Here is a 17,163-nt window from a genome sequence, read left to right on the forward strand (position 1 = left end):
GTATTTTCATTTTACCCTGTCACCTCTTGCTTTCATTTTTAGTTAAAGTCTGCTAATTATGATGTTTTCACGACAACGTGATTTAAGGAGATTTCCGTGCAACGTGAAGCGTTATTAGACCACGTACTTATCCAGTTAGAGCAATACGGCTTAGCGGCAACTTTACCGCAGCTTCTTCAAGATTCGGGTATCAATGAATCTCAACTTCACCCATTTTGGCCAGATAGAGACGCATTGATTTTTGATTGTCTTCGCCACCACGGACAACAAATTGATATTTGGCAACGTCAAGTGATGCTAGATGAAGAACTGACTATCGAACAAAAGTTACTTGCCCGTTATGATCAGCTCGCCATGCGTTTAGAGAAAAACCGTTTTCCCGGTTGTTTATTCGTTGCAGCTTGTAGCGCATACCCTGATGAACACGCCCAAATCCACCAATTAAGCCAACGCCAAAAACAAAGCTCATTTGATTACTCTAGAACGCTGCTACGCGAGCTAGATATTGAAGACAGCGAGTTAGTTGCTAAACAGATGGAACTCATCTTAGAAGGCTGTTTAAGCCGTTTAATGGTGAATCATCATGCTGATGATATTATTACAGCAAAATTATTGGCAGAAGATATTCTTAAGATTGCTCAATGCCGTAAGAATGGTGCATTAAGTTAGTTTTGAGTGTTGGAAAACAAGAAAAATGATCTGTTTTTTCGCTTGTGCTCAATTTCTATCTGTTGAGTAGTAAAAAACAAATTTAATCATCAAAATAAGAGAAAGTTTTCTCTTTGATATACTAAAAAGTGAATATCTTTACTGATTGTTATTTAAGCATTTTTTACTAAAAAATTGCTTGTGATGAAAATTTAAACTCCAATAGAATAAAAAGAAAGCAAACGAACTTATTTTTGCATTTTTTATTAAAAAGACGTTGACGCATCACGCTGAATACGGTTTAATGCGCCTCGTTAGCCCGAATAGCTCAGTCGGTAGAGCAGGGGATTGAAAATCCCCGTGTCCTTGGTTCGATTCCGAGTTCGGGCACCATCTTTAGAAAAACCAGCCTTAGGGCTGGTTTTTTGCTTTCATAGACTAAACTAATTGTTATTCTTACTAAACACCGCTTCCCTTTTCTACCTACCTCATTCCTATCTATTAGCCATTAGAAAGTAGGTCAAAATAAATAATATGCTAGTTCAGATATATTTGTATCATATGAGGATCAGGAAGATAGTTTATGAAAAATGGAATTGAAGGCTTAATGTTAAAAAATGGATTTACGCCAAAAGATATTCACAGAATAAAAAATTCTCAAAAAGATCAGGTAGTAGTATTCAAACTGAAATATTTAATCTGGGAAATATTTGTTTTAGACTCATCTTTCTATTTTTTATTATCATATTTACACTATTCTTGGCTATTTATCTTAATTCAGATAACACTCATGCTAGTTTAATAATGACATTTTTAATTACCATCGCTATCGTTCTTTCCTCTTCCACACCAATATTAAGATACAAATCTTTTGCATTTATAAAAAACGCAAAGGAAAATAATTAGCTGCCATTATCATCTCTTAAATATCATAGGTCGAACACTTTGTGTGTTTATTAATCATCTCTTCAAAAAGAGTGAAAAACAACTTACTCATCGATAACTAAAAGCATAATTGAAAACAATAGACCAACTCCTGCATAAACCAAACTCCCAAGTATTTTCTCATATCTTAATAATTCAAATATTCCTTCATACTCTTTTCTTACAAAACCTTTATAATTTGAATCATGATAAGAATAGAACTACCTCATCGGTATAATCTCAAGGAACAACAAAAATGGAATTTCCCAAAGACCGGATCTCTCACTCCTTTATCTGCATACTTGCCTTTATAGGCTATTTTTTTTCCTCATTTAGTCTATTGCTGACGCCAGCTCCCGCAGCATTGTTTCAATCACCTTATATCATCTCATTAATCAGTTTTTTTATTTACCTCCCCTACTGCCTAATCATTTGGTTTGCCTATCAAAAACATATTAAATTAATGCCGTTAGGTCACCTTCAATGGAGCACACTAAAAGCCCCCTTTTTAGCCTTAGTGGGATTATATTTTATTAGTCTATTTTTAGGCTCTGAAGATGATTCATGGGTTACAGAAATTGAGTCTATTTCAGGCTTTGCCTTCTTCTTATTTGCACTCTCAGTTATCTTTATTGCTCCAATTACTGAAGAAGTCATTTTTAGAGGTTTTCTACTAAATGCAGGTATGTGGTATGGCAATATAGGTAAATGGGTAGCTATTATTATCTCGTCACTTCTATTTGCAGTGATGCACACTCAATATGAGTCAATCACTACGTTTATCCTTATTTTTGTTGTGGGTGTTGTGTTTTGCCAAATCAGAATAGGAACTCGTTCATTAATCGCACCGATAGTGCTACATGGAATACACAACACAATCAGTGTCGTTTTTTTAATGTTATAGAGTTTTTATTTAATAAATTTCTATTTTTTATAATAAAACACTTACTCAATTAATAAGAAATGATATTTAACAGATGAAAATATTTTTATTATTTTTTAGAGAATGATCTGATTTTATACGCAATAATACCGAATATTATTCATTATTATCTAAATAAGTTATATTAACTTCCATAAAAAATAAAATGAAAAAATTAATAGGGAATGTGATTATAACTACATGCTTTTTTAGCATATTAAAGTATGATAAGAGATATTAATATGATAAGGATATTACCATCTTCTTAAATTAAGAGAACTCTTTATGAATTTGTTTTTCCAAAATAGCCTAGCTTTTCCGAGCATTATTTTTAGTGCATTACTTATTATTATCTTTTTTTATTGGCTTTGTGCTGCTTTTGGATTATTAGATATTGATTTATTTAATATTGATAGTGAATTGGATGTTGATGCAACAGGTTTCGCAGGTTGGTTAACAAAATTAGGATTAGCCGGTATTCCAGTTACGATTATTTTAACCTTCTTTACCCTTATTGGCTGGTTTATCAGTTACTTTACTAACTATTGGATTATCAGCACTATTGAAACAGATTTTATTCATTATTTAGTTGGCTTTGTTGCTTTAATCATTATCTCTTTTATTTCTCTTAATCTTACTGCGGTATGTTTAAAACCCATTCGTAAAAAGCTCATGTCGCGTAATAAGCCTAAATCAGTACACCAATTGATAGGTAAATTAGCCATAATACGATCAGCGAATGTAGCGGAAAACAAAGGTGAAGCAGTTTTAGAGGATGGAGGTGCGGGTTTAATTTTACAAGTTAGAGCACCAGAACAAGAAAATATTAAACGAGGAGACAACGTTATTATTATTAGCTATGACGCGTCTACTCACAGTTATCAAGTCGTAACGGAAGATGAATTTCATCGCTAGTATCCACATTGGATGAAATGCAATTTAGTTAACAGACAAACACGATTAAAAATGACGACATCGTCTGAACCTATGGAGAAAAAAGTATGGATTTGGCTTTCGTTATGCCTTTCTTAACTATCGTTGGCTTCGCAATTCTAATTATTTTAGGGTTATTTGGATTATTTAAAGCTTTCTATATAAAAGTGCCACAAGGTACAGCCTTAATTGTCAATGACATGACCTCACAACCTAAAGTCCATTTTACGGGGGCATTAGTTTATCCTGTTATCTACAAAAAAGAGTTTATGCGTATTTCTCTTTTAACGTTAGAGGTTGATCGTCGTGGTAAAGATGGTTTGATTTGCCAAGATAACTTACGTGCTGATATTACCGTTGCATTTTATTTACGTGTAAATGAAACCACTGAAGACGTATTAAAAGTCGCAAAAGCCATTGGTGTTGATAGAGCGTCAGATCATCAAGCAGTCAGCACCCTATTTAGTGCTAAATTCTCAGAGGCATTAAAAACAGTAGGTAAACAGTTTGAATTATCAAAACTCTTTGAAGATCGCCAAAATTTCCGTGATCGCATTGTGGATGTCATTGGCAAAGATCTTAATGGCTATGCGTTAGAAGACGTCGCTATCGACTATTTAGAACAAACACCCAAATCAGCCCTTGATCCAAACAATATTTTTGACTCTGAAGGTATCCGCAAAATTACGGAAATTACCGCAATCCATAATATTGAAACCAACCAAAAAGAGCGCGACCAAGAACTTGCTATCCAGAAGAAAAACGTTGAAACGCGAGAGGCAAGTCTGGCTTTAGAACGTCAACAAGCGGATGCTGAAGCACGTCAAAAACGTGAAATCGATAATATTCGCTCACGTGAAACATCAGAAACCTTACGAGTTCAAGAAGAAGAGCGTCTTAAAGCCGAACAAGCACGTATTCAAACTCAACAAGAGATTGAAATTCGTGAAGAAAATCGCATGCGTGAAGTGGAAGTTGCACAACAAAATCGTACTCGTGCAGTCACCATTGAACAAGAGCGAGTTAATCGTGCTCGTGAATTAGAAATTGTTGCTCGTGAGCGTGAAGTTGAATTGCAACGTATTGAGAAAGAAAAGGCGTTAGAAGAAGAACGCAAAAATATCTCAAATGTGATTCGTGAACGTGTCGCCGTAGAAAAAACGGTCGCTCAAGAAGAAGAGCGCATTAAAGAAGTACGCGAAATCTCAGAAGCGGAACGTATGCGCCAAGTCACCATCATAAATGCACAAGCAGAAGCAGAAGAATCTTTAGTTCGTCAAGTGAAAAGAGCCGAAGCCGATGAATCCAGTGCTAAACATAAAGCTGAAGAAATCAGCACCATGGCGAAAGCTGAATTAGAAGCCTCTGTAAAACAATCCGAAGCGAAAAAACGTTTAGCTGAAGGTATTGAAGCAGAGCATGCAGCATTAGGCCTTGCCGAAGCTCGAGTGCGCCAAGCGACAGCAGAAGCAGAAGAGAAAGAAGGTCTTGTGCTGGCTAACATCACTGCTGAAAAACTATTAGCTGAAGCACGAGGCATGAAAGAAAAAGGCTTAACTGAAGCACAAGTGATGGAAGCAAAAGCACAAGCCCAGCAACAACAAGGCCTTGCAGAAGCGAAAATTTTAGAAGAGAAATTAGTCGCTCAAGCGCGTGGTGAAGAACAACAAGCCAATGCTAAAGAGAAATTAGGTCTTGCTGATGCGAAAATTCTTGAAGAGAAACTAGCGGCACAGGCGCGTGGTGAAGGTCAATTAGGATCAGCACAAGCCGAAGTTATTCGCCAACGCTTGAAAGCAGAAGCTGATGGTTTAACAGATAAATTCAAATCTATGGATCACCTCAGTGATACGGCGCGTGCACATGAAGAATTCCGTATGAGTCTTGAAAAACAATTTGAACAAGCGATGGCATCTATTGAAGCCAACAAAGAAATTGCACGCGAACAAGCCGATGTATTGGCTGCAGCTCTGAGCAAAACCAATATTGAAATTGTGGGCGGTGATGGCAACTTCTTTAATACCTTCTCTAAAGCATTAAGTTTAGGTAAAGCAGTCGATGGCTTTATGGATAAAAGCAGTTTTGCCAAAGAGAACGTTGAAAAGCTGATTAACCGCACTCAACAAGATAAAAAACTCGATGTCGCCTCTTTATTAAAAAATCCAGAAATCCAAGATTTAATTAATGGATTTATGGCAACAAAAGGCGCCAATCAGCTGATTAAAGATGTAACAACTAAATCAGACTCCTCTAAAGAAGAATAATGCTATTTAGGAGGCGAAAGACATAGGGACATCTCTATGTCTTTTATCTTGTTTTATCGTTTAAGCCAAGGAAATCCGTTATACCATGTCTGAAATTCTGGATACGAATCGCGAGCAGGAAATACTCGATAGCGCTGTTGCACAAGGTGGCGCGTATGAAATTTTACGCAAACGCCTAACAGAACAAGGCCAACAACTTCATCAAAAAGCCACTGAGTTAAATCAACATCGCTTAGATGAATTTGGTCAAAGCCAAATGGATATTATTGGTCGTATCCGTATTCGTACTGAAAATAACTGCCAAGCCAGAGATATTGTGCGTGTTGGTGAATGGTTACTGTTTGGTTATAACGTTTTCCTTGGATTAAAACGTGAAATTCATCTTGAAGATGTCTTTTCACTTTATCGTTTAACTGAAAATGAGGGCGAGTTTGACGTTGAGGCCGTCCCTTATGAAGAGACTTTTTTAAACGATAATCGTTTTATTCAGGATTTTACTGAGCTTTATACTTATTACAAAAATACACAACTTCTACAACTTGTTGAGCGTGATGGAAAACTGCTTGCCAGTTTTCAAATTGGTGCGCGAATTACTGATGTGCGAGTTTTCCGATGGGCTATCTCAAGTGATAAAAAACGTATCGATTATATTGATAATCGGGGTGAAAGAGATATTGCCCTCCCTCCTGCTTACGATTTCGAATGGACGAAAACCCAACGTGAAAATACGGTCAATGGTCGTTTTCCCCATATCAATATTCTTGATACCGTTTTTGTCGAAACAACAGGCGGTGATTTAACCGTTAAATGTGAAAACAACACCGAAGATGGATTAGGGATCTATCGTGAAGCCGTATTAGATAAAAACCAATCTCTCGATGATGCCCAAATTGAATATGCTCAAACAGGCAGTTTAATTTTATTAAAAATCTTACCGTATCGAGAAGAGAACTGGCGTTATTTGGTCTACAACATTTTGACGCAAACCGTACAACGCATTGATGCAATTGGACAAGCTTGCGTTCAATTACCTGAAGATCATGGCATTATTTTCCCCGGTGGCTATTACCTGCAAAATGGTGAATACAAAACCTTTGATCAACCAATGGAAGGGATGTATTTCCGCCGTCTACGCCGTTCGCCTAATGGCGAAGACGTGTTATATGTTTTCTACTCTCCTTCACAAGGTCGCCTTGCACTTTTCAATTACAATATGATTGAGCGTAAACTTGCTGTGCCTTTAGTTGGTCATGGCTATGCGATGCTAGAAGACGGAAAAATGGTGCTGTTTGAAGGTGAAGGCGAAGAAGCAACACGTGTTCATCCAATGCAAGTTTGGCAAACCCCCTTCTATTCTGAAGAATTTGCCGATAAACAACCTCCTCGTAATGGTTTTTATGGCCGAATTGGTAATGCTGATTTAGTACGAGGTATTTCTGAAATTTTGCATGTGGCAAAAGAAATTGAAGGTAATCAAATCTCTATTGCTCGCTATGAACAACTTAGCTTACAACCTAAAAACTTATTAGATCTCTATTATTGGTTTAATGATGATCACTGTTTAGGAATTGGTAAATTATTAAAAGATATCGCTCAAACCAGTGAACTAGTGCTTGATGAATATGAAAAAGTGGAAAGTATTCGTCAGCAATCTGCTAAATCAATGCTTGAAGCCGTTAATCGCCAAAAATCATTACTGGCCTTAACCCTCCCTGATAGTTGGACAGATATTCAACAATTTGTTGATAGCTTAAATTTATTAAATGCTCATCGTGGACATCTGATTTCCTTGCGTGAATTCCGCTATATGGATTTAACCAAGCTTAGCACCATGGAAACAGAAATTACCGAAACACAACAACGTGTTTCACAAGCGACCGCACTTTTCCTTGCTAGTGATAAAGCACTACAACCGTTTAAAGCTCAACTAGTTACCTTTGAAAACCTCATTGAAAAAGCCCAAAACAGCGCACAACTAGATGTACCAATGAATGACATGGAAAAAATGTCTGCTGATTTGGATATGCTTTCTAACTTAATGGCATCTTTGACGTTCCAAGACGTTACCCAACAAACGCACATTATCGATGCAATCTCACAAATCTATGCTCAGCTCAACCAATCTCGCGCTCGACTACAACAAAAACGCAAATCACAAAGTAGTGTCGAAAGCGTAGCTCAATTTGGTGCTCAATTTCGCTTATTTAGCCAAGGGATCACCAATGCCCTATCCCTTGCAACCGACCCAGAACGTTGTGACGATCAGCTTTCGCGTCTTTTGGTTCAATTAGAAGAGTTAGAAAGTCAATTTAGCCATCACGATGAGTTTCTTGATGATATTCTGGCTAAACGTGAAGAATTAGTAGAAACCTTTGAGTCACACAAACAAGTGTTGCTTGATGATCGCCAACGTCGATCACAAAGCCTATTAACAGCAGCTAACCGCTTGCTAGAAAATCTGCAACGTCGAACCTCTCGATTACAGTCACAAGATGAGTTAAATGCCTTTTTTGCATCAGATCCTTTATCACTGAAAACACGAGAGATCATTGATAAGCTAAGAGAAATTAATGATAACGTCAAAGCTGATGATATTGATGCACGCTTAAAATCCTCTCGTGATCAGGCTATTCGTATTCTGCGGGATAAAACCGATATTTTTGAAGACGGTGGCAATGTCATTAAATTAGGGCCTCGCCATCGCTTTAGCGTTAATACGCAAGAACTTGATCTCACTATTTTACCTAAAGAAGATAAGCTCTGGTTATACCTGACAGGGACGGATTATCAAGAACCGATTGAAAATACAGAACTTGCTCAATTACAGCCTTATTGGAATGCCTCACTTGAATCTGAATCGGACACCGTTTATCGTGCAGAGTATCTCGCTTATTCCATTATTTATGCAGCAGCAAAACGTCAAGATGGTCTTGATTACGAAACGCTAAAAGAAGCACTCACTCTTCCAGAAAAACTTGAAAAACTCGTGCGTGATTTCGCAACCCCGCGTTATAAAGAAGGCTATGAAAAAGGGATCCACGATCACGATGCGATCGCTATATTGAAAAAGCTGATCCCTATTGGTGAAAGCGCTGATCTTCTACGCTATAACCCAACCGCTCGTGCAATAGCGGCGTTATTTTGGGAAACTAAACAAAATGAGCAATATCCTGCTCTGTGGCCTGAACGTGCAAGAACCGCACTGAATATTCAGCAATTATTCCATACAGACGATGCGTTAACCGATTTGCAAGCTGAAATAGAAGCTGATATTCGCTTATTCCTTCATGATAATCCGATTGAGTGCGAACACTATGTTCCGATGCAAGCCTCTGAATATTTAAGCTTTACCTTGGCGAGAACACCCATTGAATTGGTTTATAGCAAATATGCTAAAGAGCTAGTGGTTGCATTACAAAGTCGATTAGAAGAAGCTCATATGTGGATAGACTTTAATCGCTCACAACAGAATTTAGGTACGCGATACGCACAGCGTTGGGCACTGATCCAAAATTGGCTACAAGGGCTGTGCTCTCTGCCTGATTATGCCGAACTCGCACCTTATATTCCGGGCGCTATTGCTATCATCATTTTAGATAAAGTTGCATCAGCGCGTTATAGCGAAGCTGATTTATACTTTACAGTAACGGATTTATTAGGCTCTCATCCAACTATTGAAAACCAAGCATTATCACTCAGTTTAGATGACTATTTCAGTCGAATGCGCGGGCAAAGAAAGAACTTTATTCCTGCGTTTCGACAGTACCTCACATTACGCCAAAAAATAGTCAGCGATGAACGTGAACGCTTAAAACTGCATGAATTTAAAGCCAAACCATTAAGCTCTTTTGTCCGTAATAAGCTGATTAACGATGTCTATTTACCGATTATTGGCGACAATATGGCAAAACAAATTGGTGCTTTAGGTGAAGGGAAGCGTACCGATTTAATGGGATTATTATTAATGATTTCCCCACCGGGTTACGGTAAAACCACATTAATGGAATACGCTGCCGCACGTTTAGGTCTTATTTTTATGAAGATCAATGGCCCTGCATTAGGACATAACGTGCTATCACTCGATCCAGAACAAGCGCCTAATGCAACAGCAAGACAAGAGCTGGAAAAACTCAACTTAGCATTAGAAATGGGTAATAACGTTATGCTGTATGTGGATGATATTCAGCATACTCACCCTGAATTCTTACAAAAATTCATTTCGCTCTGTGATGGAACAAGACGTATCGAAGGGGTATGGAAAGGAAAAACCAAAACCTATGATATGCGGGGTAAAAAATTCTGTGTCGTCATGGCAGGTAACCCTTACACCGAATCAGGTGAAGTCTTTCGTATTCCTGATATGTTGGCTAACCGAGCTGATATTTATAACTTAGGTGAAGTATTAGGTGGTATGGATGATGCTTTTGCCCTAAGTTATATCGAAAATAGCTTAACCTCAAATGCGGTATTAGCACCGCTTGCACTGCGTGATCTTAACGATCTCTATATTTTAGTGGATAAGGCAATGGGGAAATCCGTCTCTACTAACACATTAAGTTACCCTTATTCTGATGCTGAAATTAATGAAATTGTGATGGTGCTTAAACACTTAATTACGCTACGCAATGTCATTTTAAAAGTAAATCAGCAATATATCGCCAGTGCGGCACAATCAGATAAATATCGCACAGAGCCCGCATTCCGTTTGCAAGGCAGTTACCGCAATATGAATAAATTAAGTGAAAAAGTCTCTGCGGTAATGAATGATGAAGAGATTGAACGCTTACTCGACGATCATTATCTTGGCGAGGCACAATTGCTGACGACTGGAGCCGAAGAGAATTTATTAAAACTCTCTGAATTACGTGGAAAGCTAACTGAAAAAGACGCTATTCGTTGGCAACAAATAAAGAAAGACTTTATGCGTAATAAAGCATTAGGCGGTGATAATGCCGATATTGGCGATCGTGTAGTATCACAGTTAGCCAATTTAGTAGAAAGTGTGCAAGGTCTACGCTAAAGATAAAAAAATAGTTATATTTAGCCCACTTATTTTAGTGGGCTAAAAACGACATAGATAATGTTTTATAAATCGAGCAACCTATTTCACGTTCACGATATTGACTTGTTCATAACAAATGAAAAAATATTATCGTGAACGTCGTTAAGATTAAATATATTTACTATTAATACATCATGATATCAAAGGAAAAGTTGTTGTAATATATATAATGAATACTATTAATACTTAATTTTATAAAAATTTAATTTTATTTCATATAATTAACAATGCTATGATTAACAATAAATAACAATATTATTTAACAAACGATTATACCCCGTACATAAAATCCATATTAACTCACACTCTGAAAAGAATGAAATAAATAAGATATTAATAATAATCACTCTTAATCTATTTATGAGATCTCTCTCTAAAGATAGGAAATTAACTTAGGATTAATAGCATAGAAATGATAGCATCAAAAATGCTATAAATTAATTATATTATTCATATGACTTTAATTTAAATAAATTAAAAAGTTTTAAATATATTACCTTCAATTTATTAACAAAAAAGATAAAAAGTATCTTCGCTAATAATTATTTAAATGTACTTTTTAAAGTTATATAAAATATTATTCTATTTCCGTCTAGTTTAAGTCGTTTTTATACTAGATTGATGGCAACACAACAAAAATACTTTCAATAAAAGTGGGCGTACTATGAAAAGCATGTTTACGACTCGGGAACTCCCTGACGTAGATCGGTTTTCCGTATTCAGGGATACAATAAAAGACCGCTTTTTATCGTCTTATGAATGCAATGAAGTCGAATTGCCTCCTCATTCTCGATTTTATGCCAATATTGTCGAGCAGAAGGTGACTAATATTCGCTTTATTCAGCTAGAGTCTAATGGGCACTGGGCAAATAGCCGTCCTTTGACCCATAAACTGAGCTTAGAAGAACATTTTCAAATTGAGATACAACGTTCAGGAACCAGCCATCTGACTCAAGATGGGAGAACCGCATTTCTACGACAAGGTGATTTTTGTATTTTTGATATGGCAAGACCCGTATCCTGGTCTTTTGATAACGACTACTCATTATTTAAAATTCTGATCCCAAGAGAGAAACTAGCATCACGTTTAGGTAATACGCAAAACCTCACTGCAAGAGCAATACGCGGTAATAGTATTACAGGATCTCTCGTTTATAGTTTTGTGATGCGCTATATCCCTTTTTTAGATTCAATGCCACCACAACATGCTCAGCAACTTGCTGATATTTTACTGAATTTAATTACCTCAGCATTTAGCGAATTCAGTATTGCGACACCACCTCAAAGCTTAGGAAGATCAACACTGTTTTATTTTGCTCAACACTATCTTGAGCAACATCTTTCCGATCCCGATTTAAGTGTTAATGAATGTGCTAGTGCCTGTGGGATCTCAGTACGCTATTTACAGATGCTATTTAAAGAACAAAATACGTCTGTACTTCGTTGGATCTACCAAAAGCGTCTTGAGAATTATAAAACAGCGCTAATTAACCCGCTTTTAGCCGAGAAAAATATTACACAACTAGCTTATGAATGTGGATTTAATGATATTTCTAATTTAAGCCGAAAATTTAAATCTGAATTTTTTATGACACCATCTGAGTATCGAAAAATACACTCGTTGAGATAAGTTCTAAAATAAAATTATGGGTTATATAAAGATCATTACCAGCATTATGGTTCATATATGAATCAATATATACCCAGAATACTCTTTCCCCCTCTAGTTTATATTTTGGAGGTTACACTAGAGGAGAAAAGAGTTTATTTTATCAGCCGTAACGAAACTCAATGCCTAATGTGCCACACGGATATTCCCATTTCTTTAAAATCGTCTCGCCACATAACACTCGGCAAGTACCACACTCTAAACATCCTGCATAATCAAAAAGATATTGCCCTTTTTCATCTTTTTTATATAAACCAGCGGGGCATGCTTTCATTAAGATTTCAAATTGTGCAGGATCGATATCATCCTTTAAGACAATATGTGGATTTTCTTCATCCACATTAAATTTATTGACGCCTAATTTAACGTCTACGTTTACTTGACTCATAAAGAACGTACTCCTTTAAAGCCATCTTTAATTAAATTCATCACACCGACTTTCTTCACTTGAGACAGTATTTTCTTACGTACTGGTTTTTCTGGGCCATTAATTACGAATAAATCATGCATTACATTAGCGGCCATTTGCGGGTAATCCGTGAAGAATCTGGTGTTATCAAGGAAAGCAGGTAAATCTTTATATAGCTTCATATCTTTCATGACAAAACTGTCATTTAATAAAGATTGATAACAACTCAGCTCTTTTTGACTGTAGCTGTTTTGTTCTTTCGCCATTAATACCGCTTTTGCAGCAGCTTCGCCTGAAGCAATCGCCAGATCCATCCCTCTTACGGTATAACCCACATTGAGACAAAAACCAGCGGCATCTCCCGCCACTAATACACCATCTTTCACTAATTCAGACACCATATTCATGCCACCTTCCGGCACCATATGTGCTGAATATTCTAATAATTTGCTATCTTTGATAAGGGGAGCAACAACAGGATGTTGTTTAAAATCTTCTAATAATTGAGGAACCGTTTTTTCAAACTTATCGACGTTATGTAACCCTAAAACCAGGCCTAAAGAAACGGTATTTTTATTGGTATATAAAAAACCACCGCCTAAGTATCCCCCTGATGGCGCGCCCGCAAAAAGCCAAGCTAACCCTTCATCATTTGTGCAACCAAATCGGTCTTCCATTTGTTGAGGGGTAAATTCAAGTAACTCTTTAACACCGACAGCAACAGTATGAGGATTTACTTTCTGCGTCATACCTAATTGCTTCGCTAACAGTGAATTCACACCATCAGCTAAAATCACGACATGAGCTTCAATTTCATCATCACCGGCTTTAACGCCACATACTTTGCCATCTTTTACTAATACTTCATCGACACGAACGCCCGTGATCACTTGCGCACCAGCATCTTCCGCTTTTTCCATTAGCCACTGATCAAACGAAGAACGTAATACAGTATAAGAGCGCGCGGCTTCCTCTTCTTGCTGAGTATGCTGATAATCTAACGTAACGCCATCTGTCGGCGTCAACATGGAGATTTTTTCACGCGTTACAAGGCGCTCAACTGGGGCTTCTTCGGCAAAGTTGGGGATAATTTTTTCAAGGCTGTGTGCGTATAAACGTCCACCTGTCATATTTTTACTGCCAGCGAAATTACCTCGCTCAACCACTAATACATCACATCCTGCTTGCGCTAAAACATAGGCAGCAGTACCACCAGCAAGTCCACCACCCACAATAATGGCGTCAAAAATATCGTCTGACATACTTTTCTATCCTTTTATTATGTGTGGTCGCTTAGTACACATTCACTAAGCGACCGACGGGGATTAACCGCCAAGTTTTGCTGTTAATGCAGGTAACACTTTGTAGAGGTCGCCGACAATCCCGTAGTCCACCATGTTGAAGATAGGTGCATTTTTATCTTTGTTGATACCAACAATAATTTTTGCTCTATCTACACCGACCATATGTTGAATTTGTCCTGAAATACCGACAGCAACATAAACATCAGCACCTAAGGTCACGCCTGAAACACCGATGTAGCGATCGTGTTCCATCCAGCCTTCACCTTCAGCAATAGGCCGTGAACAACCCACTTCACCTCGCAGGGCTTTCGCTAATGCTGACGCAAGTGCGATATCATCCGCCTTGCCAAAGCCACGTCCAACACCAACAACACAATGTGCTTTACCTAAATCAACGCTACTACCTTGTTTTGGCTTACGAGCTAACACTTTTAATGTATGCGCAGGGACGACAAAGGTACCTTGTACCACTGAGGCATTGGGAGCATCTGTAATGGCTTCCACATCTAATGCACTACCCACAGTAGCAATAGCATACGATGAGCGAATTTCTGCTTTAGCATGTGCTAAACCACCATAAACTTGGTGTGTTGCTATCACGGTATTGTTTTCAACGGTCAGGCTTAATGCATCACTAACAACCCCCGCTTTTAACGTAACACCAAGGCGAGCCGCAATGGCTTTTGCTCGTTTTGATGATGCTAATAAAACCAATGCATTAGCACCTGCTTCTTTAATAATTTCAGCAAAAGAGATCGCATAATCTTCAGCAATCACACCTTCTTGTGGTGCAAAGCAATAGACACAATCAGCACCAAGACTGACACATTCACGAGTGCTTTCATCATCACCGATAAATAACACATTCACTTTTTCACCAAGACCGCGAGCAAACGCTATCAGCTTCGCTAAATCATCCGCTTTCTCGGCATAAACAAAGGTAGTAGGTAGTAAACTAGCCATTTTTAATCTCCTTATTGATTAACCGCTTGGCGTAAATGCTGAGCAAATGTGGCAATATTTTCATCTGAATCACCTTCTAAAATAATGCCAAGACGATCTGTCTGCTCTGGTGCGCACACTTGTGTTTGCACTACAGTCAGTGCTGAAATATCAACACCGATATCTCCTAATCCAAGTTTCTCAACTGGTTTTTTATTGGCCGCTAAAATGGCTTTCATTGAGGGTAATTTGGGGGTGTTAATGCTTGATGTCACGCAGACAACGGCTGGTAATGTCAGCTCTAGCTCTTCAGTGATATTTTCTAAATCGCGTTCAACAATAATTTTGTCACCTTCAACGGTAATTTTGTTAACGGCATTAACACAAGGTAAACCTAAGTATTCACCTACCGCTAAACCCGTTTGTTGAGCGTATAAGTCACCAGAACCTTCACCGAAAACTAATAAATCAAAACCCACTTTTTGTGCAGCTTGCGCAATAATATTGGCGGTATCTGTTGAATAAAGAGCATTACACGCATCATCAGCAACAAGTGTTAATGCATCAGGGCCTCGCGATAAAATATCTTTTTTGATTTTCGCGTTTTCTACCATTGCACTGGTGCCTACACTCAACGCGGTTACGCTGCTATCACCAAGAGCTGTTGCAATCTCTACGGCAGTTTCAATCGCATTTAAATCATATAAGCTAATTTTTAAACCCGCATTATCCGTTGCGAGTGTACGATCAGGCCGCGTTGTGATGTCTTGTTCGTCATGAACAACCTTACAGCAGGCAATAAGTTTCATAATTCACATTCTCCGTTTTGCTCAATGGAGCAAATTAATAAAATCCCAATGTCATTACGCTAAAATATGTTTAGCGATCACCATGCGTTGCACTTCGCTTGTGCCTTCAAAAATTTCGGTGAGTTTTGCTTCACGCATTAGGCGTTCAACAGGATAAGATTTGGTGTAACCCATACCGCCATGGAGTTGAACGGCTTTTTGAGTCACATAGGTTGCTGTTTCAGAAGCATATAATTTGGCTTGCGCTGATTCTCGGGTATAAGGAAGTCCAGCAATTTTTGCCGCAGCTGCGCGATACACCAACATGCGAGCACAATCTACACGAGTAGCCATATCCACTAACATCCATTGCACACCTTGATTGGCTGCAATAGGTTTTCCAAATTGAATACGCTCTTTGGTGTAATCAATCGTGGCATCTAATGCACTTTGTGCGATACCTAACGCAATAGCAGAACAGCTTAAACGGCCACCATCTAAGGTCTCCATGGCAATGCTAAAACCTTTGCCTTCGGCACCTAAACGTGCGCTAACAGGTACAACACAGTCACTAAAACTGACAGAACAAGTTTCAGAGCCATTCATACCCATTTTTTCTTCAGGTAAACCAATGCTGATCCCAGGGTTATCACGCTCAACTAAAAATGCAGTGATCCCTTTAACCCCCGCACTTTTATCCGTCATGGCAAATACGATAAAGAATGCACCTTGAGGCGCTGCGGTGATCCACAATTTAGAGCCATTGATCACATAATTATCACCTTGACGAACAGCGGTTGTTTGTTGGGCTGCTGCATCACAACCCGCACTTGGTTCGGATAAACAGAAGCAACCAATTTGTTCACCTGAAACCACTCCCGGTAAAATACGTGCTTTGGTTTCTTCATCAGCGTATTTTTGAATAACAGGGCCAGTTAATGAACACTGTGAACCCATGATCATGGCGTGTGCAGCGCTGACTTTTGCCATTTCTTCTGTTGCTAATACATAGCTAATTGCATCCGCTTCTGTTCCACCATAATTTTCATCAATATTGAAACCAAAGAGTCCTAATTCAGCCATAGGTGTAACGCTTTCACTTGGAAAACGGTGTTCTTTATCGATTTCGCCTGCAATAGGTTTAATATCGTTTTCAACAAACTCTCTGACCATATCGCGGATCAGGACTTGTTCTTCTGTTAGCTGAAAATCCATGTTTATCTTCCTCTGTGAATATATAGGGTTATCTCTATGGCGTGCGATTTCACATTTATCGTCTTATCGCACGCATTAATGGG

Annotated in this window: 12 protein-coding genes and 1 tRNA gene; 8 read left to right on the forward strand and 5 right to left on the reverse strand. The window is 38.2% G+C overall.

From position 1 onward, the window contains the following. Positions 1-96: 96 nt before the first annotated feature. From dicD to JEP40_RS03110, 8 genes are all read left to right on the forward strand, one after another. Positions 97-669 carry a division control transcriptional repressor DicD gene (dicD, locus tag JEP40_RS03075; protein ID WP_198622414.1) on the forward strand — a complete coding sequence of 191 codons (573 nt, stop codon included), beginning with the start codon at positions 97-99 and terminating at the stop codon, positions 667-669. Positions 670-965: 296 nt separating this feature from the next. Continuing rightward, positions 966-1,041 (forward strand) — tRNA-Phe (locus JEP40_RS03080). 190 nt (positions 1,042-1,231) lie between these two features. After that, entirely contained in the window at positions 1,232-1,450 is a 219-nt protein-coding gene (locus JEP40_RS03085) for a hypothetical protein (RefSeq protein ID WP_198622415.1), read from the forward strand. Positions 1,451-1,828: 378 nt separating this feature from the next. Next, entirely contained in the window at positions 1,829-2,476 is a 648-nt protein-coding gene (locus JEP40_RS03090; protein ID WP_198622416.1) for a CPBP family intramembrane glutamic endopeptidase, read from the forward strand. Between the two features lie 303 nt (positions 2,477-2,779). Then, positions 2,780-3,409, forward strand: a complete 630-nt coding sequence (locus tag JEP40_RS03095) for an OB-fold-containig protein (protein ID WP_198622417.1) — start codon at positions 2,780-2,782, stop codon at positions 3,407-3,409. A gap of 86 nt (positions 3,410-3,495) precedes the next feature. After that, complete coding sequence (locus JEP40_RS03100) at positions 3,496-5,691, forward strand: flotillin family protein (RefSeq protein ID WP_198622418.1); 2,196 nt, start codon at positions 3,496-3,498, stop codon at positions 5,689-5,691. A gap of 85 nt (positions 5,692-5,776) precedes the next feature. Next, positions 5,777-10,711 carry a DNA repair ATPase gene (locus JEP40_RS03105; protein ID WP_198622419.1) on the forward strand — a complete coding sequence of 1,645 codons (4,935 nt, stop codon included), beginning with the start codon at positions 5,777-5,779 and terminating at the stop codon, positions 10,709-10,711. A 706-nt stretch (positions 10,712-11,417) separates the two neighbouring features. Further along, complete coding sequence (locus JEP40_RS03110) at positions 11,418-12,383, forward strand: helix-turn-helix domain-containing protein (protein ID WP_198622420.1); 966 nt, start codon at positions 11,418-11,420, stop codon at positions 12,381-12,383. A gap of 142 nt (positions 12,384-12,525) precedes the next feature. On the opposite strand, the gene JEP40_RS03115 is transcribed toward JEP40_RS03110, so the two are convergent. From JEP40_RS03115 to JEP40_RS03135, 5 genes are all read right to left on the reverse strand, one after another. Further along, positions 12,526-12,810, reverse strand: a complete 285-nt coding sequence (locus tag JEP40_RS03115; protein ID WP_060556296.1) for a ferredoxin — start codon at positions 12,808-12,810, stop codon at positions 12,526-12,528. Then, positions 12,807-14,093 carry an FAD-dependent oxidoreductase gene (locus tag JEP40_RS03120; protein ID WP_198622421.1) on the reverse strand — a complete coding sequence of 429 codons (1,287 nt, stop codon included), beginning with the start codon at positions 14,091-14,093 and terminating at the stop codon, positions 12,807-12,809. The genes JEP40_RS03115 and JEP40_RS03120 overlap by 4 nt, the downstream gene beginning before the upstream one ends. Positions 14,094-14,156: 63 nt before the next feature. Next, entirely contained in the window at positions 14,157-15,098 is a 942-nt protein-coding gene (locus tag JEP40_RS03125) for an FAD-binding protein (RefSeq protein ID WP_198622422.1), read from the reverse strand. Between the two features lie 11 nt (positions 15,099-15,109). Continuing rightward, positions 15,110-15,886, reverse strand: coding sequence for a putative electron transfer flavoprotein FixA (fixA, locus tag JEP40_RS03130; RefSeq protein WP_198622423.1), 777 nt, complete (start codon positions 15,884-15,886; stop codon positions 15,110-15,112). A 54-nt stretch (positions 15,887-15,940) separates the two neighbouring features. After that, positions 15,941-17,080 (reverse strand): acyl-CoA dehydrogenase family protein, encoded by a 1,140-nt coding sequence (locus tag JEP40_RS03135; RefSeq protein ID WP_198622424.1) that lies wholly within the window; start codon positions 17,078-17,080, stop codon positions 15,941-15,943. Positions 17,081-17,163: the final 83 nt, after the last annotated feature.

This window comes from Proteus vulgaris (assembly GCF_016239305.1).
Taxonomy (GTDB): Bacteria; Pseudomonadota; Gammaproteobacteria; order Enterobacterales; family Enterobacteriaceae; genus Proteus; species Proteus vulgaris_C.

Bases quoted from the DNA above. Each gene is read 5' to 3' on its own strand.
- JEP40_RS03110 (WP_198622420.1), top strand. From the start codon at position 11,418: ATGAAAAGCATGTTTACGACTCGGGAACTCCCTGACGTAGATCGGTTT.
- JEP40_RS03125 (WP_198622422.1), bottom strand. From the start codon at position 15,098: ATGGCTAGTTTACTACCTACTACCTTTGTTTATGCCGAGAAAGCGGAT.
- JEP40_RS03105 (WP_198622419.1), top strand. From the start codon at position 5,777: ATGTCTGAAATTCTGGATACGAATCGCGAGCAGGAAATACTCGATAGC.
- JEP40_RS03135 (WP_198622424.1), bottom strand. From the start codon at position 17,080: ATGGATTTTCAGCTAACAGAAGAACAAGTCCTGATCCGCGATATGGTC.
- JEP40_RS03085 (WP_198622415.1), top strand. From the start codon at position 1,232: ATGAAAAATGGAATTGAAGGCTTAATGTTAAAAAATGGATTTACGCCA.
- JEP40_RS03115 (WP_060556296.1), bottom strand. From the start codon at position 12,810: ATGAGTCAAGTAAACGTAGACGTTAAATTAGGCGTCAATAAATTTAAT.
- fixA (WP_198622423.1), bottom strand. From the start codon at position 15,886: ATGAAACTTATTGCCTGCTGTAAGGTTGTTCATGACGAACAAGACATC.
- JEP40_RS03090 (WP_198622416.1), top strand. From the start codon at position 1,829: ATGGAATTTCCCAAAGACCGGATCTCTCACTCCTTTATCTGCATACTT.
- JEP40_RS03095 (WP_198622417.1), top strand. From the start codon at position 2,780: ATGAATTTGTTTTTCCAAAATAGCCTAGCTTTTCCGAGCATTATTTTT.
- JEP40_RS03120 (WP_198622421.1), bottom strand. From the start codon at position 14,093: ATGTCAGACGATATTTTTGACGCCATTATTGTGGGTGGTGGACTTGCT.
- JEP40_RS03100 (WP_198622418.1), top strand. From the start codon at position 3,496: ATGGATTTGGCTTTCGTTATGCCTTTCTTAACTATCGTTGGCTTCGCA.